Source organism: Cytobacillus eiseniae (genome assembly GCF_017874625.1).
Classification (GTDB): domain Bacteria; phylum Bacillota; class Bacilli; order Bacillales; family Cytobacillaceae; genus Cytobacillus; species Cytobacillus eiseniae.
On record NZ_JAGIKZ010000005.1, the window covers coordinates 36,709 to 58,426 of the forward strand.

General features: G+C 37.1%; 24 protein-coding genes. 2 read left to right on the forward strand and 22 right to left on the reverse strand.

Translation table 11 applies throughout. The features are described from left to right. The 10 genes from resB to J2Z40_RS06345 form a co-directional block, all read right to left on the reverse strand. Positions 1–1,626: a cytochrome c biogenesis protein ResB gene (gene resB, locus J2Z40_RS06300; RefSeq protein WP_066395604.1), complete on the reverse strand. Its 1,626-nt coding sequence runs from the start codon at positions 1,624–1,626 to the stop codon at positions 1–3. A gap of 19 nt (positions 1,627–1,645) precedes the next feature. Beyond that, positions 1,646–2,170, reverse strand: coding sequence for a thiol-disulfide oxidoreductase ResA (gene resA / locus J2Z40_RS06305; RefSeq protein WP_066395608.1), 525 nt, complete (start codon positions 2,168–2,170; stop codon positions 1,646–1,648). Between the two features lie 143 nt (positions 2,171–2,313). Then, positions 2,314–3,036 carry a 23S rRNA pseudouridine(2605) synthase RluB gene (rluB, locus tag J2Z40_RS06310; RefSeq protein ID WP_066395611.1) on the reverse strand — a complete coding sequence of 241 codons (723 nt, stop codon included), beginning with the start codon at positions 3,034–3,036 and terminating at the stop codon, positions 2,314–2,316. A gap of 479 nt (positions 3,037–3,515) precedes the next feature. Then, the gene (locus tag J2Z40_RS06315; RefSeq protein ID WP_066395617.1) at positions 3,516–4,049 is read right to left on the reverse strand and encodes a spore maturation protein; all 534 of its coding nucleotides are present in this window, start codon (positions 4,047–4,049) and stop codon (positions 3,516–3,518) included. A gap of 6 nt (positions 4,050–4,055) precedes the next feature. Continuing rightward, positions 4,056–4,643 carry a nucleoside recognition domain-containing protein gene (locus J2Z40_RS06320; protein ID WP_066395619.1) on the reverse strand — a complete coding sequence of 196 codons (588 nt, stop codon included), beginning with the start codon at positions 4,641–4,643 and terminating at the stop codon, positions 4,056–4,058. Further along, positions 4,636–5,784: a D-alanyl-D-alanine carboxypeptidase family protein gene (locus J2Z40_RS06325; RefSeq protein ID WP_066395626.1), complete on the reverse strand. Its 1,149-nt coding sequence runs from the start codon at positions 5,782–5,784 to the stop codon at positions 4,636–4,638. Before J2Z40_RS06325 ends, J2Z40_RS06320 begins: the two co-directional genes overlap by 8 nt. Before the next feature lie 85 nt (positions 5,785–5,869). Next, the gene (locus J2Z40_RS06330; RefSeq protein ID WP_066395628.1) at positions 5,870–6,760 is read right to left on the reverse strand and encodes a superoxide dismutase; all 891 of its coding nucleotides are present in this window, start codon (positions 6,758–6,760) and stop codon (positions 5,870–5,872) included. A gap of 127 nt (positions 6,761–6,887) precedes the next feature. Beyond that, complete coding sequence (locus J2Z40_RS06335) at positions 6,888–7,307, reverse strand: hypothetical protein (RefSeq protein ID WP_066395631.1); 420 nt, start codon at positions 7,305–7,307, stop codon at positions 6,888–6,890. 123 nt (positions 7,308–7,430) lie between these two features. Beyond that, a complete protein-coding gene (gene scpB / locus J2Z40_RS06340; RefSeq protein WP_066395633.1) occupies positions 7,431–8,018 on the reverse strand; it encodes an SMC-Scp complex subunit ScpB in 588 nt (195 codons plus the stop codon). 1 nt (position 8,019) lies between these two features. Continuing rightward, positions 8,020–8,775, reverse strand: coding sequence for a segregation/condensation protein A (locus J2Z40_RS06345; RefSeq protein ID WP_066395636.1), 756 nt, complete (start codon positions 8,773–8,775; stop codon positions 8,020–8,022). Between the two features lie 192 nt (positions 8,776–8,967). Here J2Z40_RS06345 and J2Z40_RS06350 point away from each other — a divergent pair, with 192 nt between their 5' ends. Further along, positions 8,968–9,075: a YjcZ family sporulation protein gene (locus J2Z40_RS06350; RefSeq protein ID WP_066395646.1), complete on the forward strand. Its 108-nt coding sequence runs from the start codon at positions 8,968–8,970 to the stop codon at positions 9,073–9,075. A gap of 101 nt (positions 9,076–9,176) precedes the next feature. Next, on the forward strand, positions 9,177–9,692 hold the full coding sequence (locus J2Z40_RS06355) for a DUF309 domain-containing protein (protein ID WP_066395648.1): 516 nt from the start codon (positions 9,177–9,179) through the stop codon (positions 9,690–9,692). A gap of 195 nt (positions 9,693–9,887) precedes the next feature. Here J2Z40_RS06355 and J2Z40_RS06360 read toward each other — a convergent pair whose 3' ends face one another. The 12 genes from J2Z40_RS06360 to J2Z40_RS06415 all read right to left on the reverse strand — a co-directional run bounded on the left by J2Z40_RS06360 (position 9,888) and on the right by J2Z40_RS06415 (position 21,712). Further along, the gene (locus J2Z40_RS06360; RefSeq protein WP_066395650.1) at positions 9,888–10,259 is read right to left on the reverse strand and encodes a GNAT family N-acetyltransferase; all 372 of its coding nucleotides are present in this window, start codon (positions 10,257–10,259) and stop codon (positions 9,888–9,890) included. Positions 10,260–10,724: 465 nt separating this feature from the next. Further along, positions 10,725–12,044 (reverse strand): diaminopimelate decarboxylase, encoded by a 1,320-nt coding sequence (gene lysA / locus J2Z40_RS06365; RefSeq protein WP_066395652.1) that lies wholly within the window; start codon positions 12,042–12,044, stop codon positions 10,725–10,727. Between the two features lie 156 nt (positions 12,045–12,200). Continuing rightward, positions 12,201–13,679, reverse strand: a complete 1,479-nt coding sequence (locus J2Z40_RS06370; RefSeq protein ID WP_180316780.1) for a spore germination protein — start codon at positions 13,677–13,679, stop codon at positions 12,201–12,203. After that, positions 13,660–14,241 carry a stage V sporulation protein SpoVABEA gene (gene spoVAEA, locus J2Z40_RS06375; RefSeq protein ID WP_066399391.1) on the reverse strand — a complete coding sequence of 194 codons (582 nt, stop codon included), beginning with the start codon at positions 14,239–14,241 and terminating at the stop codon, positions 13,660–13,662. The genes J2Z40_RS06370 and spoVAEA overlap by 20 nt, the downstream gene beginning before the upstream one ends. Positions 14,242–14,608: 367 nt before the next feature. Further along, positions 14,609–15,007, reverse strand: coding sequence for a stage V sporulation protein AB (locus J2Z40_RS06380; RefSeq protein ID WP_083954011.1), 399 nt, complete (start codon positions 15,005–15,007; stop codon positions 14,609–14,611). 13 nt (positions 15,008–15,020) lie between these two features. After that, positions 15,021–15,641: a stage V sporulation protein AA gene (locus J2Z40_RS06385; protein WP_066399393.1), complete on the reverse strand. Its 621-nt coding sequence runs from the start codon at positions 15,639–15,641 to the stop codon at positions 15,021–15,023. A gap of 267 nt (positions 15,642–15,908) precedes the next feature. Beyond that, positions 15,909–16,670 carry an RNA polymerase sporulation sigma factor SigF gene (gene sigF / locus J2Z40_RS06390; protein ID WP_066395656.1) on the reverse strand — a complete coding sequence of 254 codons (762 nt, stop codon included), beginning with the start codon at positions 16,668–16,670 and terminating at the stop codon, positions 15,909–15,911. A gap of 12 nt (positions 16,671–16,682) precedes the next feature. After that, the gene (gene spoIIAB, locus J2Z40_RS06395; RefSeq protein ID WP_066395661.1) at positions 16,683–17,123 is read right to left on the reverse strand and encodes an anti-sigma F factor; all 441 of its coding nucleotides are present in this window, start codon (positions 17,121–17,123) and stop codon (positions 16,683–16,685) included. Between the two features lie 3 nt (positions 17,124–17,126). Further along, positions 17,127–17,477: an anti-sigma F factor antagonist gene (gene spoIIAA / locus J2Z40_RS06400; protein WP_057764249.1), complete on the reverse strand. Its 351-nt coding sequence runs from the start codon at positions 17,475–17,477 to the stop codon at positions 17,127–17,129. Positions 17,478–17,709: 232 nt separating this feature from the next. After that, positions 17,710–18,879, reverse strand: a complete 1,170-nt coding sequence (locus J2Z40_RS06405; RefSeq protein WP_180316781.1) for a D-alanyl-D-alanine carboxypeptidase family protein — start codon at positions 18,877–18,879, stop codon at positions 17,710–17,712. 674 nt (positions 18,880–19,553) lie between these two features. Beyond that, entirely contained in the window at positions 19,554–20,858 is a 1,305-nt protein-coding gene (locus J2Z40_RS06410) for a pyrimidine-nucleoside phosphorylase (RefSeq protein ID WP_066395663.1), read from the reverse strand. A gap of 29 nt (positions 20,859–20,887) precedes the next feature. Then, positions 20,888–21,712, reverse strand: a complete 825-nt coding sequence (locus J2Z40_RS06415) for a purine-nucleoside phosphorylase (RefSeq protein ID WP_066395666.1) — start codon at positions 21,710–21,712, stop codon at positions 20,888–20,890. Positions 21,713–21,718 lie beyond the last annotated feature (6 nt).

Here is a 21,718-nt window from a genome sequence, read left to right on the forward strand (position 1 = left end):
TTATTCTTGACCTTCTTCTTTTTGCACTTGATCTTCTGGTTCTTTAATTCCTGTATCTTCTAGAACCAATTCAATATCTCTCTTTAAACCGTGCCAATTTTTATTTGTATGTCCAGCTACCCATACTTCATCATTCACCTTACGAATCCAAATACGACGATGATTCCAATACGAGCCCTGGGCAACACCGATCATAAAGATTATTCCACCAACCGCAAGAATCCACAAGGTTAAATCTTTACGAACAGTCAATGCCGATACATTTAGTGTATCAATCCCTACAAAATCCAACTTATAATCATTATCCCCAAATGGCTCAATTGTTTGCTGGATAGCAACAAAGCTAATCTCGCCATCTTGTTTGTCAGGTGTAATCATCTTGAAAACAAATGCTGGGTTATTAGGAACTTTAGACTTTGTTGTTGGCTCTCCCTCTGTATTAAATTCAAAATCTGGGAAGTAGCTCATTATTTCTACAGAATAACCATTTCCTAGATCATATTGATCTTGTGGATTGTATAAATCAATCTTCAGCTCACCAAATGTTTCATTCTTTTGCTTATTTGATAGAGAGAAGGTCATTTGATTTAACTCATCCATTTTGTAATCCACCTGATATAATGCGAAGCTCTCAAATTTCAATGGTTGATTTACTTGAATGGCTTCATCTTTTACTTTTTCAAGTTCTTGTTCTTGTCCAGCAACCGTTTCACCGATTTTCTTATATAAAGTTACATTTGATTGATAGTTTTTAGCTACCATCCCATTTTTTTCGATTGCTTCACTAAATGCCTCATTATCTTTATCTTTATCGTATACTTCTAGAATAAACTCATTATTTTTTAAGTAATATTCTCCATCCGTTTCTGGAATGAGCTTCGTTTCTCCTTCTCTAACCCAAAGGACTTCATCAATATACATTCCAGGTACAAATCGCAGCATTCCACCGATTAAGAAGATAATTAAGCCGATGTGGTTTACATAAGGACCCCATCTAGAAAATCTTCCTTTTTCAGCAAGAATATTTCCATCTTCTTCACGAACATTGTATCTTTTTGCTTTCAATTTTTCGATAATTTTTTGAGAAGAATCATCTAGATTTACTTCTGTTACACCAAAAACACGCTGGCGCTTTAAGAACCCTTCATGTCTTGTTACTCGCTGAGCTTTTAATGCTCTCCATAACGGAATCATTCGATCAAGACTGCAAATGACTAAAGAGATCCCAATTGATGCGATTAATATTAAGTACCACCAAGAACTGTATAAATTATGGAAGCCTAAATCATAAAACAGCTTACCAATCCATCCATATTGATCCTCGTAAAATTCAGAAGCCGGCATTACAGGCGGAATATACATTTCCTGTGGCAATAATGTTCCCAGTGCTGATGCGACTAAAGTAATCACAATTAGCCACACACCGACCTTAACGGATGAGAAAAAGTTCCAAATTTTATCGATAAACGTTTTATTATATGTTTGTGATCGGCGTGCACTTCCTTCATAACGCATGTCTACAAGTTTCTTCTCTTTTTCTGACTCTACAAGAACTCTTCCACATGACTCACAAAGTATCGTTCCATGCGGATTTACATGCCCGCATTCACATTTCACATGATTCATTTTAAAATCTCCCCGTAACTTATGGCTGCACTTCCTCCATAAAGTCTTTAATCATTTCTTCTGTCAATTGTCCAGTATGGTATTTAACGACCTTTCCTTCTTTATCAATTAAATATGTCGCAGGAAGGGCACCAATTTTATAAGCAGTCTGAACTTGTCCGTCTTTATCTAAGAGAATCGGGAATGATAAATTATGACGTTCTGTAAATTTACTTACTGCAAGCTCTGACTCACCTACATTCACAGCCAATGTTTGTACACCATTGTCTTTAAACTGTTTATACTGATTATCCATATATGGCATTTCTCTTTCACACGGCTTACAATATGTACCCCAGAAATTTAAAAAGACACCTTGCCCTTCATAATCAGAAAGTCGATGCGTTTCCCCATCCAAATCCACTAACACAAAATCAGGCGCTTTTTCCCCCATGACAACCTTTTTACTATCTTCTTTTGTAAAATTTGCATACAAGGTATAGGCAACTGCCGCTCCTAAAATAAGCAGAATGACCGACCTCATCACTAATCGTCGTTTTTTCATTACATTCTCCCCTTAAATAAATGGTAGCCGTCTTTCGTGAAACAGTCGATTTTAATTATAGCATTTATCAACATACTAATAATGTTAACAATTTGAAGTAACTGTGACTTTTCTATGAAATTTCCATAAAAAATCACTTTACATTATTTAGCTTGTGCAAGTGTGCGTAACTGTTTCACTTCATGTGCAGTTAATTCTCTTGCATCTCCTGCCGTTAAGCCTTGAAGTGTTAATGAACCATACCTTTCTCTTTTCAATTTCAGAACAGGATGGCCAATCGCTTCAAACATCCTTCTTACTTGACGGTTTCTTCCTTCATGTATCGTTAACTCAATAATGGCTGTTTGCTTCTTCTTATCCATCGAGATCATTTTTGTTTTAGCAGGAGCCGTCTTCCCATCTTCTAAGCGAACTCCTCTTTCAAGACTTCTCATTTCTTCTCGAGAAGGAATACCTTTCACTTTTGCCACATATACCTTTTCGATTTCACTTTTAGGGTGCATTAATAAATTGGCAAACTCCCCGTCATTTGTTAGTAACAACAGTCCAGATGTATCAAAATCAAGCCGTCCCACAGGATAAATTCTCTGTTCAATCTGTTGGAAGTAATCCGTTACAACTTTTCTCCCTTTATCATCTGTCACACTCGAAATGACTCCTCGAGGTTTATATAGAATAAAGTAGACTGGCTCCTCTCTCTCAACAGGAATTCCTTTTACTTCTACACGATCAGAAGCTGTTACTTTAATTCCTAATTCCTTTACGATCTTTCCATTTACTTTCACATGCCCTTCTTTAATAAGCTCCTCCGCTTTCCTGCGAGAAGCAACTCCTGCATGTGCAATTACCTTTTGTAATCTTTCCATTTATATCACTCCAACTTCAGCTCATAAAAATTATACCTATTTCTATCCTTATGAATTATGACATAAATCATCATTTTTTCAAAGTAGACACCTTTTTTTAGAATATTTGCATGAATGGATGGGGAAGTTTTTCTTTATTATATATCCTTTTATTAAGGCTATTTTCGCAAATATTGTTGCTATTTATATCTAATTTGTAAAGGTTGATTTCCGCTCCAGGATGCTCGCTTTCCGCGGGGTTGTCCGCTTGAGCCTCCTCGTCACTCACGCTCCTGCGGGGTCTCATCTGTCCAACGCATCCCGCAGGAGTCTCGCACCTTCCGCTCCAATCAACTGACCTATTTGGTAACTATTCATTCGAACATTTGATTTAAAAACAACAATCTTTTAGAAAGAGCCTTTATTAAAGACATCCTTTCCTCCTTTCTATTCGTTATTAACATTTTTACGCAAAAAAAATACCTGTTTTCAGGTATTTCTTAACTAGTAAATAGGAGGGTAACGACAACAATTGCAGCAATAATTCCTACTAAATCAGCTAATAACCCTACCTTCAGCGCATCACCCATTTTCCTAATACCTACTGCACCAAAATAAACAGTCAAGACATAAAATGTTGTATCTGTGCTTCCTTGAAGAACAGAAGCCAGACGGCCAATGAATGAATCTGGACCATGAACAGCAATTAGATCACTCGTTATTCCAAGCGCAGCTGATCCTGAGATGGGTCTGATAATTGCTAACGGTACAATATCTGGCGGGACCCCGATAGCCAAAAGAGCAGGTCTGATAAATTCCATGAAATACTCCAATGCGCCAGATGCTCGGAATACTGAAATAGCTACAAGCATACCAACTAGAAAAGGGATGATTGAGACGGCAATTTTTATCCCTTCCTTTCCTCCATCCACAAAGCTCTCATATGTTGGAACACGCTTGATCGTTCCGTATACTAATATGAAAGCAATTAGAACAGGGATAAACCATAAGGAAATTACTGATATAATTTGCATTGGACTTCATCCTTTTCTTGTTCTCCTGTAATAGAAATACCGGTCAATTAATATCGCGCCAAGTGCAGAACAAAATGATGCGACTAGAGTAGGGCCGACAATTTCAGTTGGTGATACGGACTCATATTTCATCCGAATGGCTATAACCATTGTGGGAATAAGTGTGATACTAGATGTATTTAACGCTAGAAATGTAATCATTGATCTGCTTGCTACATCTAAGCCTCCATTTAATCGCTTCAGCTCTTCCATTGCCTTGATGCCAAGTGGGGTTGCCGCATTGCCAAGTCCAAACATATTTGCCATCATATTCGATAAAATATAACCCATTGCAGGATGATCTTTCGGAACTTCAGGAAATAATCTTTTCACAATTGGGGTAAATAATAAGGATAATTTCTTTAACAGCCCTGCATTTTCGGCAATCTTCATTATTCCTAGCCAGAATACAAGTACACTTATTAACCCAATACACAAGGTTACTGCCTCTGCTGCCCCATTAAAAATAGCCTCATTTACTTGATCCATCGTTCCATTTATCATCGCAAAGATAATTCCAATTACCGTTAGAAATACCCAAATAATATTAACCATTTGTTCTGACACCAACTATCGATATGAATAAGTTTCTAAATCGATCAAAAAAAGACTGCTTGTCTTCTTCCTCTACCTGCTTATAGTAAATAGGCATTGTTTTCACTTGCTGATCACCAAAGTAAATAATCGTTCTCCCTACAATTTCGGGAATATCCTCTTTCCACTCTCGATTAGGATTCAACATTTTGTATTCAATTCGGAATTGTTCTTTTTCCTTGGCTGTAACAGGGTAAACAAAGGAATGATCCACATACACTTTCTTTTTATAAAATTCATCCTTCATATTTTTAATCAATCCCTTTGGCAAAACTTCTACTAATTGATATGTTTTAAACCCTGCCTCATACATTTGGATATGATCATTCCAATCATCCGGACCATTTAATGTAACAGCAATTAGATCCAGTTCTCCCTTTGTTGCAGTTGATACTAATGTCCGTTTCGCACGTTTTGTGAAGCCAGTCTTGCCTCCAGTTGTATAATCATATAAACCTGTTAACAATCGATTTTTATTCGTCCACTTCCGATCCCAATTTTCAGTCGGGTGTGGGGAGCGATGGACTTTTGTTCCTGAAATTTTTTTATAGACTTTATTATTCATTGCGTAACGAGTGAGAAGTGCCATATCAAATGCAGTTGATAAATGGTTTTCGTGATCATCAAGACCATGCGGATTAGCAAAATGAGTATTTTTCATTCCAATTTCCTCCGCTTTCTGGTTCATTAAATAAACAAAACCATCAAGGCTGCCACCCACATGCTCAGCAATTGCGATGGCTGCATCGTTCCCTGAGCGAAGCATTAGGCCATACACTAAATCCTCTAATTTGATTTTCTCACCAGGGATTAAATAGACAGAAGAGCCCTCTGTCTTAACCGCGCTATTACTTACCTTCACCATCTCATCCATTTCCCCTGATTCAATGGCGATGATTGCTGTCATAATCTTAGTAATACTTGCAATTCGCATCGGTTTATATGCATTTTTTTCATACAATACTCTACCAGAGCTTTGCTCCATTAATATGGCACTTTGTGCACTCGCGTAAAAGGAAGCTTTTGCTTTACTCGGAATCAATGCCAGCAAAAGGGTCATGATTATCGGGATGATTAGCCACTGTTTCATTTTATTTTTCATTGCAGTCTCCTTCATCGGTTTGTACAATTTTATGCAGGACAAGTATTGATATGACAAAAAAAAACCGCTAACAGCGGGAAAAAAGTCAAAATGGTTTCCATTTCAATTTAGAAGCTTCTATATATCGGTCACTTACATCTTTCCAGTTAACAAGATTCCACCAATTTTTCACATAATCTGTGCGCTTATTTTTATATTGTAAATAATAAGCATGCTCCCAAACATCCAAGACAAGCAATGGAATCGTATCCCACTGTGTTAGAAGCATATGTCTCTCTGATTGCAAGATTTCCAGATGGTGTGCTCTTGGCGACCAAACGAGCACCGCCCACCCAACCCCTTCTACTTGATTTGCAGCCTCTGTAAATTGCTGCTTGAACGCCTCAAAACTGCCAAAATAGTTTTCTATTGCTTTTAATAATGCCCCTGTCGGCTTCCCACCGCCATTTGGCGTCATATTATGCCAGAAGATCGTATGCAAATAATGCCCTGAGCCATGGAAGGCAAGCTCCCTTGACCAATGCTTGATGAGTGAGAAGTCGCCTTTTGCCCGTGATTTTTCAAGCTCTTTCTCTGCTTTATTCAACCCATCCACATAGGATTGATGATGCTTATTGTGGTGAAGCCGCATAATTTCCTCAGAAATATATGGCTCAAGGGCATGGTATGAATAGGGCAAAGGCGGCAATTTATGATTGCCTACAGCTACGCGTGTTTCGTTTAAAAATCCACTGCCTAGCTCCTGCCTTTTCGAAAAATACGATTCCATCTCTGCATGAAGCTCATCTACTTGATGTTGTACATCTACTAATGATTGATCATTTAGAGGCTGTTTAATCCCATCCATAATATTCGTAAAGTGATCCATTTTTCTCCAAAGTTCATCATTTTTATTGACGTTTTCTGATTCAAGAAATGATTGCATTTCTTTATTCCACTTAAATACATCTTGAATATACGCATCCAGCTTGCTCATCCACTTTCCTCCCACTATTCTTTAGTCCCTAACTATCGTATGAGATGCTAGATGAAATATTGCCTTTCCATGCATCAGATGAACAAAATAAAGAGCAGCTTGATAGCTGCTCTTTACATTTTTATTCTTATTGTGGCTGTACGATAAATTCAAGTGGAGAACGGATCGAATAGCTTTTACTTGCCTCTAATTCTTCAAAAATAACAGGCAGCTTTGTATAATCAACATTGTCAAAATATGAGGCAAATTCATGCTTAGAGTTAATGTATACACGTTTACGATGCCTAAACTCTGGATTCTTCAATAAACAAACGAGTGCAACAATGTCTTTAAAATCCACTTCTCTTGCACCCGCTTTAAAAACAGGATTCGCTTTGTAAGGTGTATATTCTTCCATCATTTCATCAAAAAAACGGACATATAAAACATGCAATGTTTTCTCTTTTCCATTCTCTTCAAACGTTATTTCACTCCGATTAAAAAAATCCTCTGACGTATTTGACTTCTCTTTTTCCAATTCATATCCCTGGCATTGTTTAATAAGCATTTATTTCCCTCCCAAAACGTATTCATATGTATAAATAATAAGGAAAGAAAATGCTTCATTAGAAAATGAAGCATTTTTGTACAATTATATAGTAACATAAATAGTTTCAATTGTAAGAAAAAATCAGGAATCGAGTGTCTCTTGAAATTTATCAAAGAATAAATCGGCTTCCCCTTGAAGAAAATCGCCATCCTCATCTATTTTTTCAGGCAGCGGCGGCAGCTCCTCAATCCGTTTTAATCCAAAATAATCGAGAAATTCCTTTGTTGTACCGTACAGGAATGCCCTCCCTGTTCCCTCTGCCCTGCCTACTTCTTTAATTAGTGCTTTTGCAGTCAAGGTATGTATTGGCCGCTCTGTTTTCACACCTCTTATTTCTTCAATTTCTACTCTTGTAATTGGCTGCTTATAAGCAATGATAGCAAGTGTCTCCAATGCAGCTTGAGACAATGCGGCTGAAGATGGGGCTGCAACAAGTTTTTTTAAATATAGAGAATGCTCCTTTTTCGTTACTAATTGAAACGTCCCTGCTAGTTCAACGATGGTAATCCCACGCATGTCATCTTCTTGATAATTATTCATTAAATCTTTAATAATTTCCTCCGCCTGTAACTCATCAACCTCTAGTACAATCGCTATTTGCTTTAACGAAAGTCCTTCATCACCTGCAGCAAATAGCAAACTTTCTACAATCCCTTGCCAATTAATCATGTTAACTAACCCCTTCCATTGATGTAACAAAGATTTCCGAAAAATTGTTTTCTTGTTCAATGTGAATTTCTTGACGTTTGATTAACTCCAAAACAGCTAGAAATGTCACAACGATTATTTCACGGTCATGTACTGGAAAAAGGTCATTAAAGCTTTTTGGCCCATTCGCTTCCCTTAAATCATCAAGAATTTCATTCATTCTTTTCTCGATCGGTATTTCTTGTCGAGCGATTTTAGTAGTTAATGGTTTTTGAAGCTTTTGTCTCCTTAAAAGCTTTTGAAAGGCACCTATCATATCATACAAGGTAACGTTTAGTTCTGTTTTTTCTGGTTGAATCTCTTTAGCATAATCGGATAGATCACTAGGAGGCTTCGTAAAAATTAATCCTCTTTCTCTTTCCATATTCTTCAAATCAAGCGTTGCTTCCTTAAATTTTTTGTATTCAACGAGCTTTTCAACGAGTTCTTCCATCGGATTCTCTTCATCTTCCACATCAAATTCCATTTCATCTAATTCTTCCTCGTGTTTAGGAAGCAGCATTTTGCTTTTAATTGCCAGCAATGTGGCAGCCATTACAAGATATTCACTAGCAATATCAAGCTGCAACACCTGCATTGTATGAATATATAATAAATATTGCTCTGTTATTTCTGCAACTGGGATATCATATATATCAATTTCAAGCCGATTAATTAAGTGAAGGAGTAAATCAAGCGGTCCTTCAAAAGCATCAATTTTCACATTATAATGTTCCATTACTATTCACCAATATTTCTTTATAAGTTCCTTTTCAAAGACTACTTAAGTATAAAATATATATACAAGTTATCCAATAGAAAAGTTTGCTGGTAAAAGCAGGAAAAAATTCTCGCGCATTCGCCCAAACAATTATGATTCTGCCTACATAAAATAGCTTGAAGAGTAAAAAGAAAACAGGAGGAATGCTGCATGTCTAAAGGAAATCATGGGTGTGAGGGCTCTAACTTGGGCTCTGGCTTCGCGTTAATCGTCGTACTGTTTATCTTGTTAATTATTGTTGGAGCTGCTTGGTGCTAAGATTATTGCATTTAATTTATGACCCAGTTTATCTGGGTTTTTTATTTTTTTCATGCTTTATATTATGATAGGATAGGTGTATAGCTACTGGGGGTGAAGTGGTGTATACAAATGAATACATTGAGTTTTTAATTCAATTCCACGGGAAAAGAGATTATTTTGAATGCCACGAAATTCTAGAAGACTATTGGAAAAGTGTTGATCCCAAAAATAAACAATCTATATGGGTAGGTCTGATTCTTTTAGCTGTTTCTAATTACCATCATCGCCGTGGAAATTTCAGTGGATCAGAGAGAACCTTAGCAAAATCAATATCCATTCTTCAAAAGAATTATAAGCAGTTGTCTGAATTAGGACTTGATGCAGAATCGTTGATGAATGACCTTCACATTAGGCAAGAGAAAATTTCAAGTGGAGAATATTATATTAGTTATCATATGCCCATTCAAGATGAAGCTTTGCTTGCTACTTGTATAAAGCAATGTGTCGAAAGAGGAATAAAATGGGGAGTAGAAAGTAATTTAAAGGACCTAGAACTCATCCATCGACATTCCTTAAGAGATCGAAGCATGGTCATACAAACGCGATTAGAAGCGTTAAATAATGGCACTGAGTAATAGGAAGAATCGTGCAGTCTCACCGTACAAACTAATCTGGATAACTGCCCCTCTCGATAAAGGAATTACGGTGAATGTGAACAGTGCCGACATTGACGCTCTTGGGCCGTAGCCGGATGTAGACTAAACTGCTCATAAAGTTATACACAACATGCAATTTTATCATTTCCTAAAAAGAAAAAAAAGACAGGAATTTTATTCGCTGTCTTTTTCCCTTGTACTATTGAAATCACATTTACTTAAGAATGATTCCGTCTCCTCATTCGCTGTTAAGGTTCGTTCTGGATATAATTCAATGAATGCTTTCACCATTTCTTTTCCAATTCCTTGCTGTCTATGGGAAGGATTCACTGAGATATGTTGAATAATTGCTGTATTCTCATACATGGAAACACCTAATAAACCAATGATATCTTCTCCTGCTTTCCACAAAAATAATTGCAGGTCCTCATCATTTTCATATTGTTTCATCGTTTGCTGTAGCTTCTTCAACTCTTTTTCATTTGGCATAAATGATAACAAGCCCATAGCAATTTTTTCGAATGTTTTTTTATAACGTATTAACATGATTATCCCTCATTATTTTCAAGCATTCCAATCTATTATCCCCAAAATCTGATCATTCTAAACTATATTTATACTATATGTAATAATTCTTTGTTTGCACAGTTCTTAATCCATTTTATTATTGTGCCGGAACAATAAAAAACCAATAGTACAGTCCCCATAGTATACCCAATAGTAATATGAAAATAAAAAGTATCCAGTTGTTCTTTCTCATAAATCCTCCTATCACAAAATCGTTACATTTGTGTTTTTATGCTTGGATTATGTTTATTCTACACGAAATATAATAACTTTTCCATTGTACTCTTTGAATGAACGAAAGTGCAAGTGACTTGATTAAGCATTCAAACTGGAAGGACTCCTTCTCACGATCAATGAAACACGACATGTTATAAGGATTATTAATTGAATTTGATGTTTTGCATTCGTATTTCTTTTTTAAAAAAACTTCCTAAATAAGGAAGTTTAATTGTTTATCTTTGCTTTTATCGATAAGTCCATCTGGATCAAATCCTCATAGGTTTCTCTTCTTACAACGAGCTTAGCTTCCCCATTTTCGATAAATACAACAGGAGGCCTTGGAATTCGATTGTAATTATTCGCCATCGCATACCCATAAGCACCTGTGCAAAATACGGCAAGCAAATCACCACTGTTTGACTTAGGAAGTGGAATATCCCAAATGAGCATATCTCCTGATTCACAGCACTTACCCGCAATGGAGACTGTTTCTTCTGTCTCTGCTAACACTTTGTTTGCAATCACAGCTTCATATTTGGCTTGATAAAGAGCTGGTCGAATATTATCACTCATTCCTCCATCTATCGCTACATATTTCCGGATATTTGGGATTTCTTTTCTTGAACCTATTTTGTATAAGGTCGTACCAGCATCCCCAACAAGTGAACGGCCAGGTTCAATCCAAATTTCCGGCATTTGCATTTCATACTTTTCTACTTGCTTTTGGACTTCAGCAATAATTTCAGACACATATTGAGCAGCTTGAAGTGGGTGATCATCATTTGTATAACGAATGCCGAATCCTCCACCAAGATTCAATACCTTTGATTCAAAAGCAAAAGTATTCTTCCATTCATTGAGCTTGTCGAATATTTTCTGAGCAGCGACGATAAAGCCTGTCGTTTCAAAAATTTGAGAACCAATATGACAGTGAAGGCCGAGCAGCTCTATTCTATTAAACTCCAATGCTTGCAACAATGCTTTTTCAGCTTGTCCGTTTTGAAGATTAAAACCAAACTTAGAATCTTCTTGCCCAGTTGTAATATAATCATGTGTATGCGCTTCTACACCAGGAGTTACTCTTAGCAGAACCTTCATTGTCTTATTTATAGTTTCACATATTGATTGGATCAGTTCTAATTCATAAAAATTATCTACGACAATACATCCAATTTCATGCTGTAATGCCATTTCTAATTCTTCTTTGCTCTTATTATTCCCATGAAAATGGATCCGTTCGGCAGGAAACTCCGCTGCAATGGCAGTATACAATTCTCCACCTGATACGACATCAAGTGATAGACCTTCATCTTCTGCTAATTGTACCATTGCTATAGTTGAAAAAGCCTTACTTGCATAAGCCACTTGAGCTTTTACCCCTGAATCATCAAAGGCTTTCTTAAATCCCCTTGCTCTTTCCCTAATTAAAGAAACATCATATACGTATAACGGTGTTCCATATTGTTCAGCTAGCTTTACAGTATCGACACCGCCAATTTCAAGATGCCCCTTATCGTTCACTTTCGATGTGCCATGAAAAAACATAAATCAACCTCTTCTCTATTTCTCATTTTAACTTGAGAGAAATAGACAGTATCTAAATTAGAAACTGTCTATTGTATTTCTTGCCCCATTTTATTTTAAGAAATTTTAACATAATTCGGTTAAATCCGCAATTTCGAAAGTAGTATATTAAACAAATTAGTTGTTTGGCTGTTTAAAACGATTACGTGTATGAATAATACTTGGTCGAATATTTGATCCAGGAACAGATGTACGGATTAATATCTGCCACAGTGCTTTTGGATGAAACGGGATAAATGGCCATAAATAAGGTGTGTTTAACGCTTTTATACTCACTTGCCAAAGGATAAATAATGTAATACCAATCACAAATCCTGGCGTATGGAATGCTGCCACTAGAATTAAAAAGGCCAGTCGTACGATTTTATTTGCAATACTTAACTCATAACTAGGAGTAGTATACGTACCAATCGCAGCAAGTGAGACATAAAGTATAACCTCAGGAACAAATAATCCTACATCAATGGCAATTTGTCCAATTAACACGGCCGCAATTAAACCCATCGCTGTCGATAGTGGGGTTGGTGTATGAATAGCAGCAATTCTTAAAAATTCAATCCCAATATCTGCAAGAAATAACTGTACAATGACTGGCACATTCGTTTGTTCATTGGGACCAATGAATGCGATGGATTCAGGTAATAAGGAAGGCTCTAACACAAATAAAAACCAAAGCGGCAACAAAAATAGTGAGGCAATGACACCAAGAAAACGAATCCAACGGACAAATGTACCTACAGCAGGAGATTGTCTATATTCCTCCGCATGCTGTAAATGATAGAAGTATGTTGTCGGTGTGATCATAACACTTGGTGAAGTATCCACATAAATAAGGACATGTCCTTCAAGCAAATGGGTAGCCGCTACATCTGCCCGCTCAGTATACCGAACGAGTGGATATGGGTTATATCCTTGTTTTAGCAGAAATTCTTCAATTGTCTTATCCGCCATTGTTATTCCATCAATTTGAATGGCTGCGATTTCTTTTCGAATAACTTCAATTAAATCAGGATCTGCAATATCCTTAATATATCCGATTGCCACATCTGTTTTTGAACGTTCCCCCACTCTCATGATCTCAAATCGCAGACTCTCATCTCTAATTCTTCTTCTCGTTAATGCTGTGTTAATGATTATATTTTCCACAAAGCCATCTCTTGAACCACGAACAACCTTTTCTGTATCAGGCTCCATAGGTGTTCGGCCAGGATAGCTTCGGACATCGACAACTAATCCATGTCCAACACCTTCCATAACAACAACAATAAGACCTGACAATACTTGATCAACTAGCTCGTCCATCGTTTTTATTTGTGCAACAGATTGATGAACTAATCGATTCTCAACCACTTTACTAATATTTGTTGTTAGTTTCTCATGATCATTGATTGCTACTAACTCTTCTACTAATTCAATAATGAATTGAGTATCAGTGAGCCCATTCACATAATAAAAATGGACATTTTTTTTAAGGATAATTAATTTCCTTACTCCTAGATCAAAGCTTTCCCCTAGTCCAATCCGATTCTTCATATACTTTTCGATTTCTTCTAATGATTCAGGAATAGGAATTTTATTATTCTTGTTGTCTTTCACGATAGCCACTCCTTTCCAAAATTAACTCGACAGCCTTCTTTGTTATTGGTGAACCGATATCAAGATGATCCTTTTTCGCCATTTTTCCGATATCACCAATTCCTACAATGATCGGAACATCGATTTCATCGAGACAGTAGACTGTGTCACCATAAAGCCGGCCTTGTTCCATTTCAGGAATACCGAATTTATCAACTCCATATGGAGTAAGTTCACCATCACGATCAATACATATATCTACTTTCGTCCATTCCGCCTGTCTTGTTTTTGCTGCAACAGCAATCACACCTAATACTTCAATGTCTGCATGGGTGGCCACATACTTTAATGCACGCTCTCCAGCCCCCTCTCCCGCTAGACCACTATCATCAAACATAACGAATACAGGATCATACGGTGCTTTTTTAATTAGCTTCACAATGAGCGGTCCATCAATGGTTGTAGGATTACCGTGAGATAATGAGATACATCTACCCCCGATTTCCTTTGCTACGTATTCAATCGTTTTTCTTGCATAGTCGTCTCCATCTGTAATTAAAATGACGTGCCTCCGTTCATCCATATTCTTAAATCCTTTCATCATAGGATGGTGGCTTTCTCAAGCTCTATTACTTATTCTGTTTTCGCAAACATTGTTGCTATTTACAAAAAATTAGGTAAAGGTTGATTTCCGCGCACGTGTGCTCCCTTTCCGCGGAGCAGTCCGCTTGAGCCTCCTCATCGCTTTCGCTCCTGCGTAAGTCTCAGCTGTCCCACGCATCCCGCAGGACATTGAGTTGGCTCCTTAGAATCCACACCGCACGAAGGAAATGCGACAGCATTTTCGAGGAGTGTCGCACCTTCCGCTCCAATCAACCGACCTAGTTAGTCAAACATTGATTCAAAAGCAACTATCTTTTAGAATAGAGCCTAAAAACTACAAAGTTCTATTATTTTTGGACAAAATAGATCCACTGATAAAGCGAGCCGAGAATTTTTCCTAAAACGATTGCCATTAGTAAATAAACAATTTTTCCATCTATCCCAATTCTCTTCGCTAAAATTGGAAAGACATTCAGCACCTCTGTTAAAGCAGCAGCTAACATTCCTACAAATACGCCTGTTGCCAAGCCGATTGGAATGAGCAAATAGCGTGTGAGGGTAAAGATTGGATTCCATAATGAAGCCATTGACCCAATAATGACTCCGATCACAACAGCCCATTCATAGAAACGAATCATTTTCATTGTTTTTGTAAGCTGCATAAGCCTTGGGATAATTCCTAAAACAGATAAAAATGCGACAACGCCAGACCCAACTGCCAAGCCACTAGCAAGGCCTACAAACATAACAAACAGAACATTACCTGTCGTCAAATTGCTTCATAATCTCCTTGTTTTCTTTTAAAGCAACATAATTATCAAGATCGAGCTGGTAATTAAACATCTCAACTTCTAATGGACTTGGCTCTTCATTTAAACGTTTTTTAAATAAATGATTAAAAAAAAGAATCATCCCTAACCCTAAACCAATTGAATATGGGATCTGAAAAATTAAAGGTTTAGAATCAACTTCCCCGGTAATAATGGTGTAAATTCGTTGCTGCACTGCTTGCATGCTAACATCTTCATGAAAATTCATAATCGTAAGGGCAGCCCCGAAGAATAATAATAGCCATACTAACAAAAAGAGTGGAAGTGACACTTTTTGTCTTTTTGCTATAACTTCAACTAGTACTTGAGCTGGCCCTTGTGGCTGTATATCAACATTTGGCATGATTCCTTTAATTAAACGAATCACCATCATGACATCAATAACAACCCGGTTTTTATCCTTTTCAGATACTTCATATACTTTTAAATTTCTAACCTGCTCATACAGATTCTCCTCAGCAACCATTTGAGCAATATCCTTTAAATAAATCGTTTCATTTGTTCGTACTTGTATGCGGTGTCGCAATCGAATATAAATACTTTTTTCCACTTCGTTCACTTCCCACACATTAATTTCCTTGTATGTGTAGTATGAGTTACATATATTGACTTCATGATGACCAATAATTGGTTGTCATATAAATAAGCCTGTTGATTGGAGCGACAATCAGCCTTTATTAATTATGTATAAGATTGGAAAAATAACTTTTTTTACTAGAATAGGTCAGTTTAAGTCCATTTGCAGATTTTCGGAATTTCAACCAAGTCCATCTTGATTTTCTCCTATGCAAATCCTCAAAAAAAAAGACCGAATAGATTATATATCCATTCGGTCTTTCATCTGCTGGAGAATCTTTTTTTCTAGGCGAGAGACTTGAACTTGTGAAATGCCAAGCCTAACAGCTACCTCTGACTGTGTTTGGTCCTTATAGTAGCGTAAATAAACGATTAATCTCTCACGATCATCAAGTTCATTGATCGCTTCCTTTAGCGCAATTTTATCGAACCATTTCCCTTCATTGCCATCATCAATTTGGTCAAGCAATGTAATTGGATCCCCATCATTTTCATACACTGTTTCATGAATAGATGCTGGACTGCGGCTTGCTTCCTGCGCAAGAATGATATCCTCCGGCGGGATATCAAGAAACTCAGACAATTCGGAAACTGTCGGAGTTCTGCCAAGTGATTTTGATAATTCATCCTTAGCCTTTCGGATTTTATTCCCCATCTCTTTTAAAGAACGGCTAACCTTTACTGTTCCATCATCACGGATAAACCGTTGAATCTCACCAATAATCATTGGGACCGCATAGGTTGAAAACTTCACATCAAAAGATAAGTCAAATTTATCAACTGACTTTAATAATCCGATGCAACCAATTTGAAAAAGATCATCCGGCTCATACCCACGATTTAAGAACCGCTGGACAACGGACCAGACGAGTCGCATATTTTTTTGGACAATTAAATCCCGCGAGTCTTGATCCCCTGCTTGGCTTTTTTTGATTAAACTTTTGACTTCATGATCCTTCAAAAAAGTTTGGCTTTTTTCTGTTGTTTTAACCTCCACATCCATAGCAAGACTCCCTTAATTGCATAGCATTTTACTATTTGATAAATGCTTTCTTAATCGGACCTCTGTGCCTTTACCTGGTTGCGAACTAATTTCTATTTCGTCCATGAAGTTTTCCATAATTGTAAAGCCCATACCAGATCTCTCAAGTTCAGGCTTAGTCGTAAACAGTGGTTGACGCGCTTCTTCTACATTCATAATTCCTAATCCTTCATCCCTAATTGACATATCAATAAAGCCATCCTCTATTTCTACTGAAATATAGACAAGTCCATTTGAATCATTGTCATATCCATGAATAATTGAATTGGTCACCGCTTCAGAAACAACCGTTTTAATTTCTGTCAGCTCATCCATCGTTGGATCTAATTGACTAATAAATGCAGCAACAGTCACACGAGCAAAGGATTCGTTTTGACTTAATGCACTGAATTTTATTTGCATTTCATTTTTCATGGTTCATGCAACCCCCAGTCTTTGCAAAGCGAATTCTTCTGTCGGCTCTAGACGGATAATCTTAAATAAGCCTGACATATCAAATAATCTTTGAACGGCTGGAGAAATCGCACAGACAACCATTTCACCGTGCTGCTGTTTGATTTGTTTATATCTGCCTAGAATGACGCCTAATCCCGAACTATCCATAAAGGACAGCTGTTCAAGGTTGAGGACAATATGATGAATATCATATTCTTCAATCGCATTAGACGCTTGTCTCCTAAGCTCGTCAGCAGAATGATGATCTAATTCTCCGCTTAAACGAATACATAATACATCTTTTTTCACTTCTAAATTAATCGTAAGACTCACTATCCTAGCCTCCTTATCTAGTATCCCATTTTATGAATCAATCGCTTTTTCAAAAAAAGCAGCTCATTCATTTATCGGATCTTTTCGATGCCTATAACTAAAAATGACATCCTTCTGGCCTTATAGTGAGTCAATTTCGATATGCACGAACTTATTTCCTTCTTCAAAACAAAACTAGTGTGATTTCGCTAAAAGTTGCAGGAATGTTCTTCGATTCGACAAGAGGTAATTCCTATTGTCCCGCCTTCGTAAACATACCCATCGAACGCTTAAATAACGTCCACCAGCCCGCTTTCTTGCTTTCACCCTTAGCTACAAGCTCTGTTTCAACGATTGTTTTTCCATTTTGCTTTAATTGAAGCACACCGACCTTATCTCCTATTTGAACAGGTGCTTTTATATTTTTATCGAGAACAATCGATTGTTTAATGTCTTCAATTCCTTCGCCTTTTTTCGTTAAAATGGAGATTGGCTCACTCGTTACAGCATCTACTCGTTTCTTCTCCCCTTTGCTAACTACTACTTTGCCTAACGTTACATTTCTTTTATACATTGGATGTGTTTCATATTGACTAAATGCGTAATCAAACATCTTTGTCACTTGTGCATTTCTAGCTTTTGAAGTCGGCGCACCGAATACAACAGCAATCACTCGCATGCCATCCTTTTGGGCTGTAGCTGTTAAACAATATTTTGCTTCATTCGTGAATCCTGTCTTTAATCCGTCCACTCCTGGATAGAATTTAACAAGACGATTTGTATTCACTAGCCAAAATTTCTTGTCTGTATTTTCCCGAAGATAGGATTCATATGTTCCCGTAAATTTCGTTATTTCTTCATATTTGAGCAATTCCTTCGCCATAATGGACATATCATGAGCCGTGCTGTAATCTCCATGACCAGGCAAACCTGTCGCTGTTTTAAATTCTGTATTTTCTAGTCCAAGCTCTTTTACTTTCTTGTTCATTAGCTTGACGAATTCTTCTTCAGATCCGGATAACCTCTCAGCCATAGCAACAGAAGCATCATTCCCAGAACCAATTGCAATTCCTTGAAGCATTTGTTCAGTTGTCATCTCTTCCCCTGGTTCAAGGAAAATTTGCGAACCTCCCATGGATGCCGCATATTCACTTGTACGGATTTTCTCATCCATTGTGAGCTTCCCTTGATCAATGGCTTCCATAATCAATAACATCGTCATGACCTTTGTCATACTTGCTGGTGGCAGTTTGTCATGGCTATTTTTATCGTATAAAATTGTACCCGTATCCCGCTCAATTAATATCGCTGATTTCACATCTTTTGCTAAATCCAATCCATCATTTTCCTTAGCAAAAGTAGAAGGTACAAAAATGGTTGTTAATAAGAAAATCATAACAATTAATGAGATAATTCGTTTCATCACATAAACCTCCATTCTTTATAGCCTCCATCTTTTCCATTTCAGGTGAATTTATACAATAATACAACCTTATTAAACGAAAAATTTGCAGTCTTTTTATCAAAGGGAGGAGCTTCACTCAAATGAAGCATGCTTTTTTCAGCCTAGGCATAAACAAGTAGGAAATCGTTATTGGTTACACAAATTACGGCGAAAAGCATTGACAAAATGGGGCGAATTATGTATTGAGAAGAGATAAAAAGGTCCGTTAGGGGGATCCAGTTGAGCAATTGAACGGAGAAATAGGCGGAGAAAGTCCGCTTATTTCATAATTATTAATAAAAACAGCTTAGATAAGCGGAAAAATTCCGCCTATTGCCTCAAAAAAGTTCAATAATGAGAAATTTGCATTGCATAACCGGAAAATCTCCGCTTATTTTCTCCAAAATGAGCTTCATTCTGCATTTAAGCGGAAAAACTCCGGTTATTTTACTTTTGCTGGTTACTCGATGATAGACAGGAAGTGAGGTTTATAGCAGGGATGTGAATTTGTTTGATCATCTAAAAAAAATAGTAATAATTAGATTATAAAAAAGCAGAGGATACAAAACCCTCTGCTTTTTTCTGTCTGAAAGTATGTGAATTTGCTTGATGAATTTGCTTTTTCTACTTCAAAACCTCCTGACACTTTTTTATTACTCAGTAATTTCACAATGAACAAGTGTTGGTGCTGCTACTTTTTCGCTTGAAATAAGAATATTTTCATATAGCATTTCTTTCACTTCTTCTACATTTTCGAAATTGCTGTAAATCGTAACAATTGAATCTCCTTTTTTCACTTGATCCCCAATTTTTTTACGAAGTACAAGTCCTACAGCAAGATCAATCACAGATTCCTTTGTTGCTCTGCCAGCTCCAAGAAGCATTGCAGCTGTTCCAATTTCATCTGCTACCATTTCTGAAACATATCCATCTGTCTTTGCTTCTAATTCAAATGTATATTTAGCTTGCGGAAGTCTGGATGGATCATCAACAACTGAAGCATCTCCACCTTGTGAACTTAGGAATACTTTGAATGCTTCTAGTGCCTTCCCATTTTGGATGACCGCTTCTAGCTTTTCACGAGCTTCTTTTAATGTTGATGCTTCTTTTGCAAGGTAGACCATATGACTTCCTAATGTTAAGCAAAGTTCAGTCAAATCTTCCGGTCCTTCTCCTTTAAGTGTATCGATAGCCTCTTTTATTTCAAGCGCATTTCCAATAGCATAGCCAAGAGGTTGGCTCATATCTGAAATAACAGCCATTGTGTTTCTTCCAACATTATTTCCAATGTTGACCATTGCTTTTGCTAGTGCAATCGAATCATCAATGGTTTTCATAAAGGCACCTGCACCTGTTTTTACATCTAGAACAATCGCATCTGCACCTGCTGCAATTTTTTTACTCATAATTGAGCTTGCAATTAAAGGAATGCTATCAACAGTTGACGTAACATCACGCAGAGCATAAAGCTTTTTGTCAGCTGGTGTTAAATTGCCACTTTGCCCAATGACCGCAATTTTGTTTTTATTGACAAGATTAATAAATTCATCATTTTCAATTTCAACATGGAAACCTTCAACAGCTTCTAACTTATCAATTGTTCCTCCAGTGTGCCCCAAACCACGGCCAGACATTTTTGCCACTGGCACACCAAGAGCTGCAACTAATGGGCCAAGTACAAGTGTTGTTGTATCACCAACACCACCTGTTGAATGCTTATCAACTTTGATTCCTTCAATTTTTGTTAAATCAATTTGATCGCCTGATTCAACCATAGCCATTGTTAAATCGGCTCTTTCCTTCTCAGTCATTCCCTGGAAGTATATCCCCATTAATAATGCACTCACTTGATAGTCAGGAATTGAACCGTCTGTATATCCATTCACAAAAAATTGTATTTCTTCTGTTGTTAATTCTCTTCCGTCTCGTTTATTTTCAATTATATCGACCATTCTCATTGTAATCACCGATCACTTTCATTAAAGTATTATTTTGTTCCTAATTCCTTTACGAGTGCCTTTACATAGCTAAGAAAATCAGCTTTCACTCTTTCGGTTGTTTCGATTACTTCTTCATGATTTAGCGGCTGATCCAAAATTCCAGCAGCCATGTTCGAAATACAAGAAATGCCTAATATCTTCATTCCTGCGTGTCTTGCAACAATCACTTCAGGTACTGTAGACATGCCAACCGCATCTCCCCCTAAATGACGAAGCATACGGATTTCAGCCGGTGTCTCGTAAGTTGGACCTGTATTCCCAACATATACGCCTTCTTGAACATTCAATCCCAATTTCGCAGCAATTACTTTGGCTATCTTTCTATATTCAGCTGAATAGGCTTCCGACATATCAGGGAAGCGTACACCTAATTGCGCATCATTTGGTCCAATTAATGGATTGCTTCCCATATTATTTATGTGATCACTAATGAGCATTAAATCTCCAGGAGAGAAGCTTTCATTTACACCTCCAGCTGCATTCGTTACGATTAATTGTTCAATCCCTAATGCTTTCATCACACGAACAGGGAATGTAACCTTGTCGAATGAATAGCCTTCATAATAATGAAAACGTCCTTGCATAGCTACAACCTGCACACCATTAAGGAGACCAAATACAAGCTGACCTGCATGGCCTTCCACAGTCGAAACTGGAAAATCAGGAATCTCATTATAAGGAATTTTCACAGCCTCTTCAATTTCATCAGCTAAAATACCAAGTCCTGAGCCAAGAATCAGTCCCATTTTTAGTTGTTGAGGATATTTTTCTTTTAAAAAACTTGCTGCTTTTTCTATTTTTTGAAAATCCATCTTTCT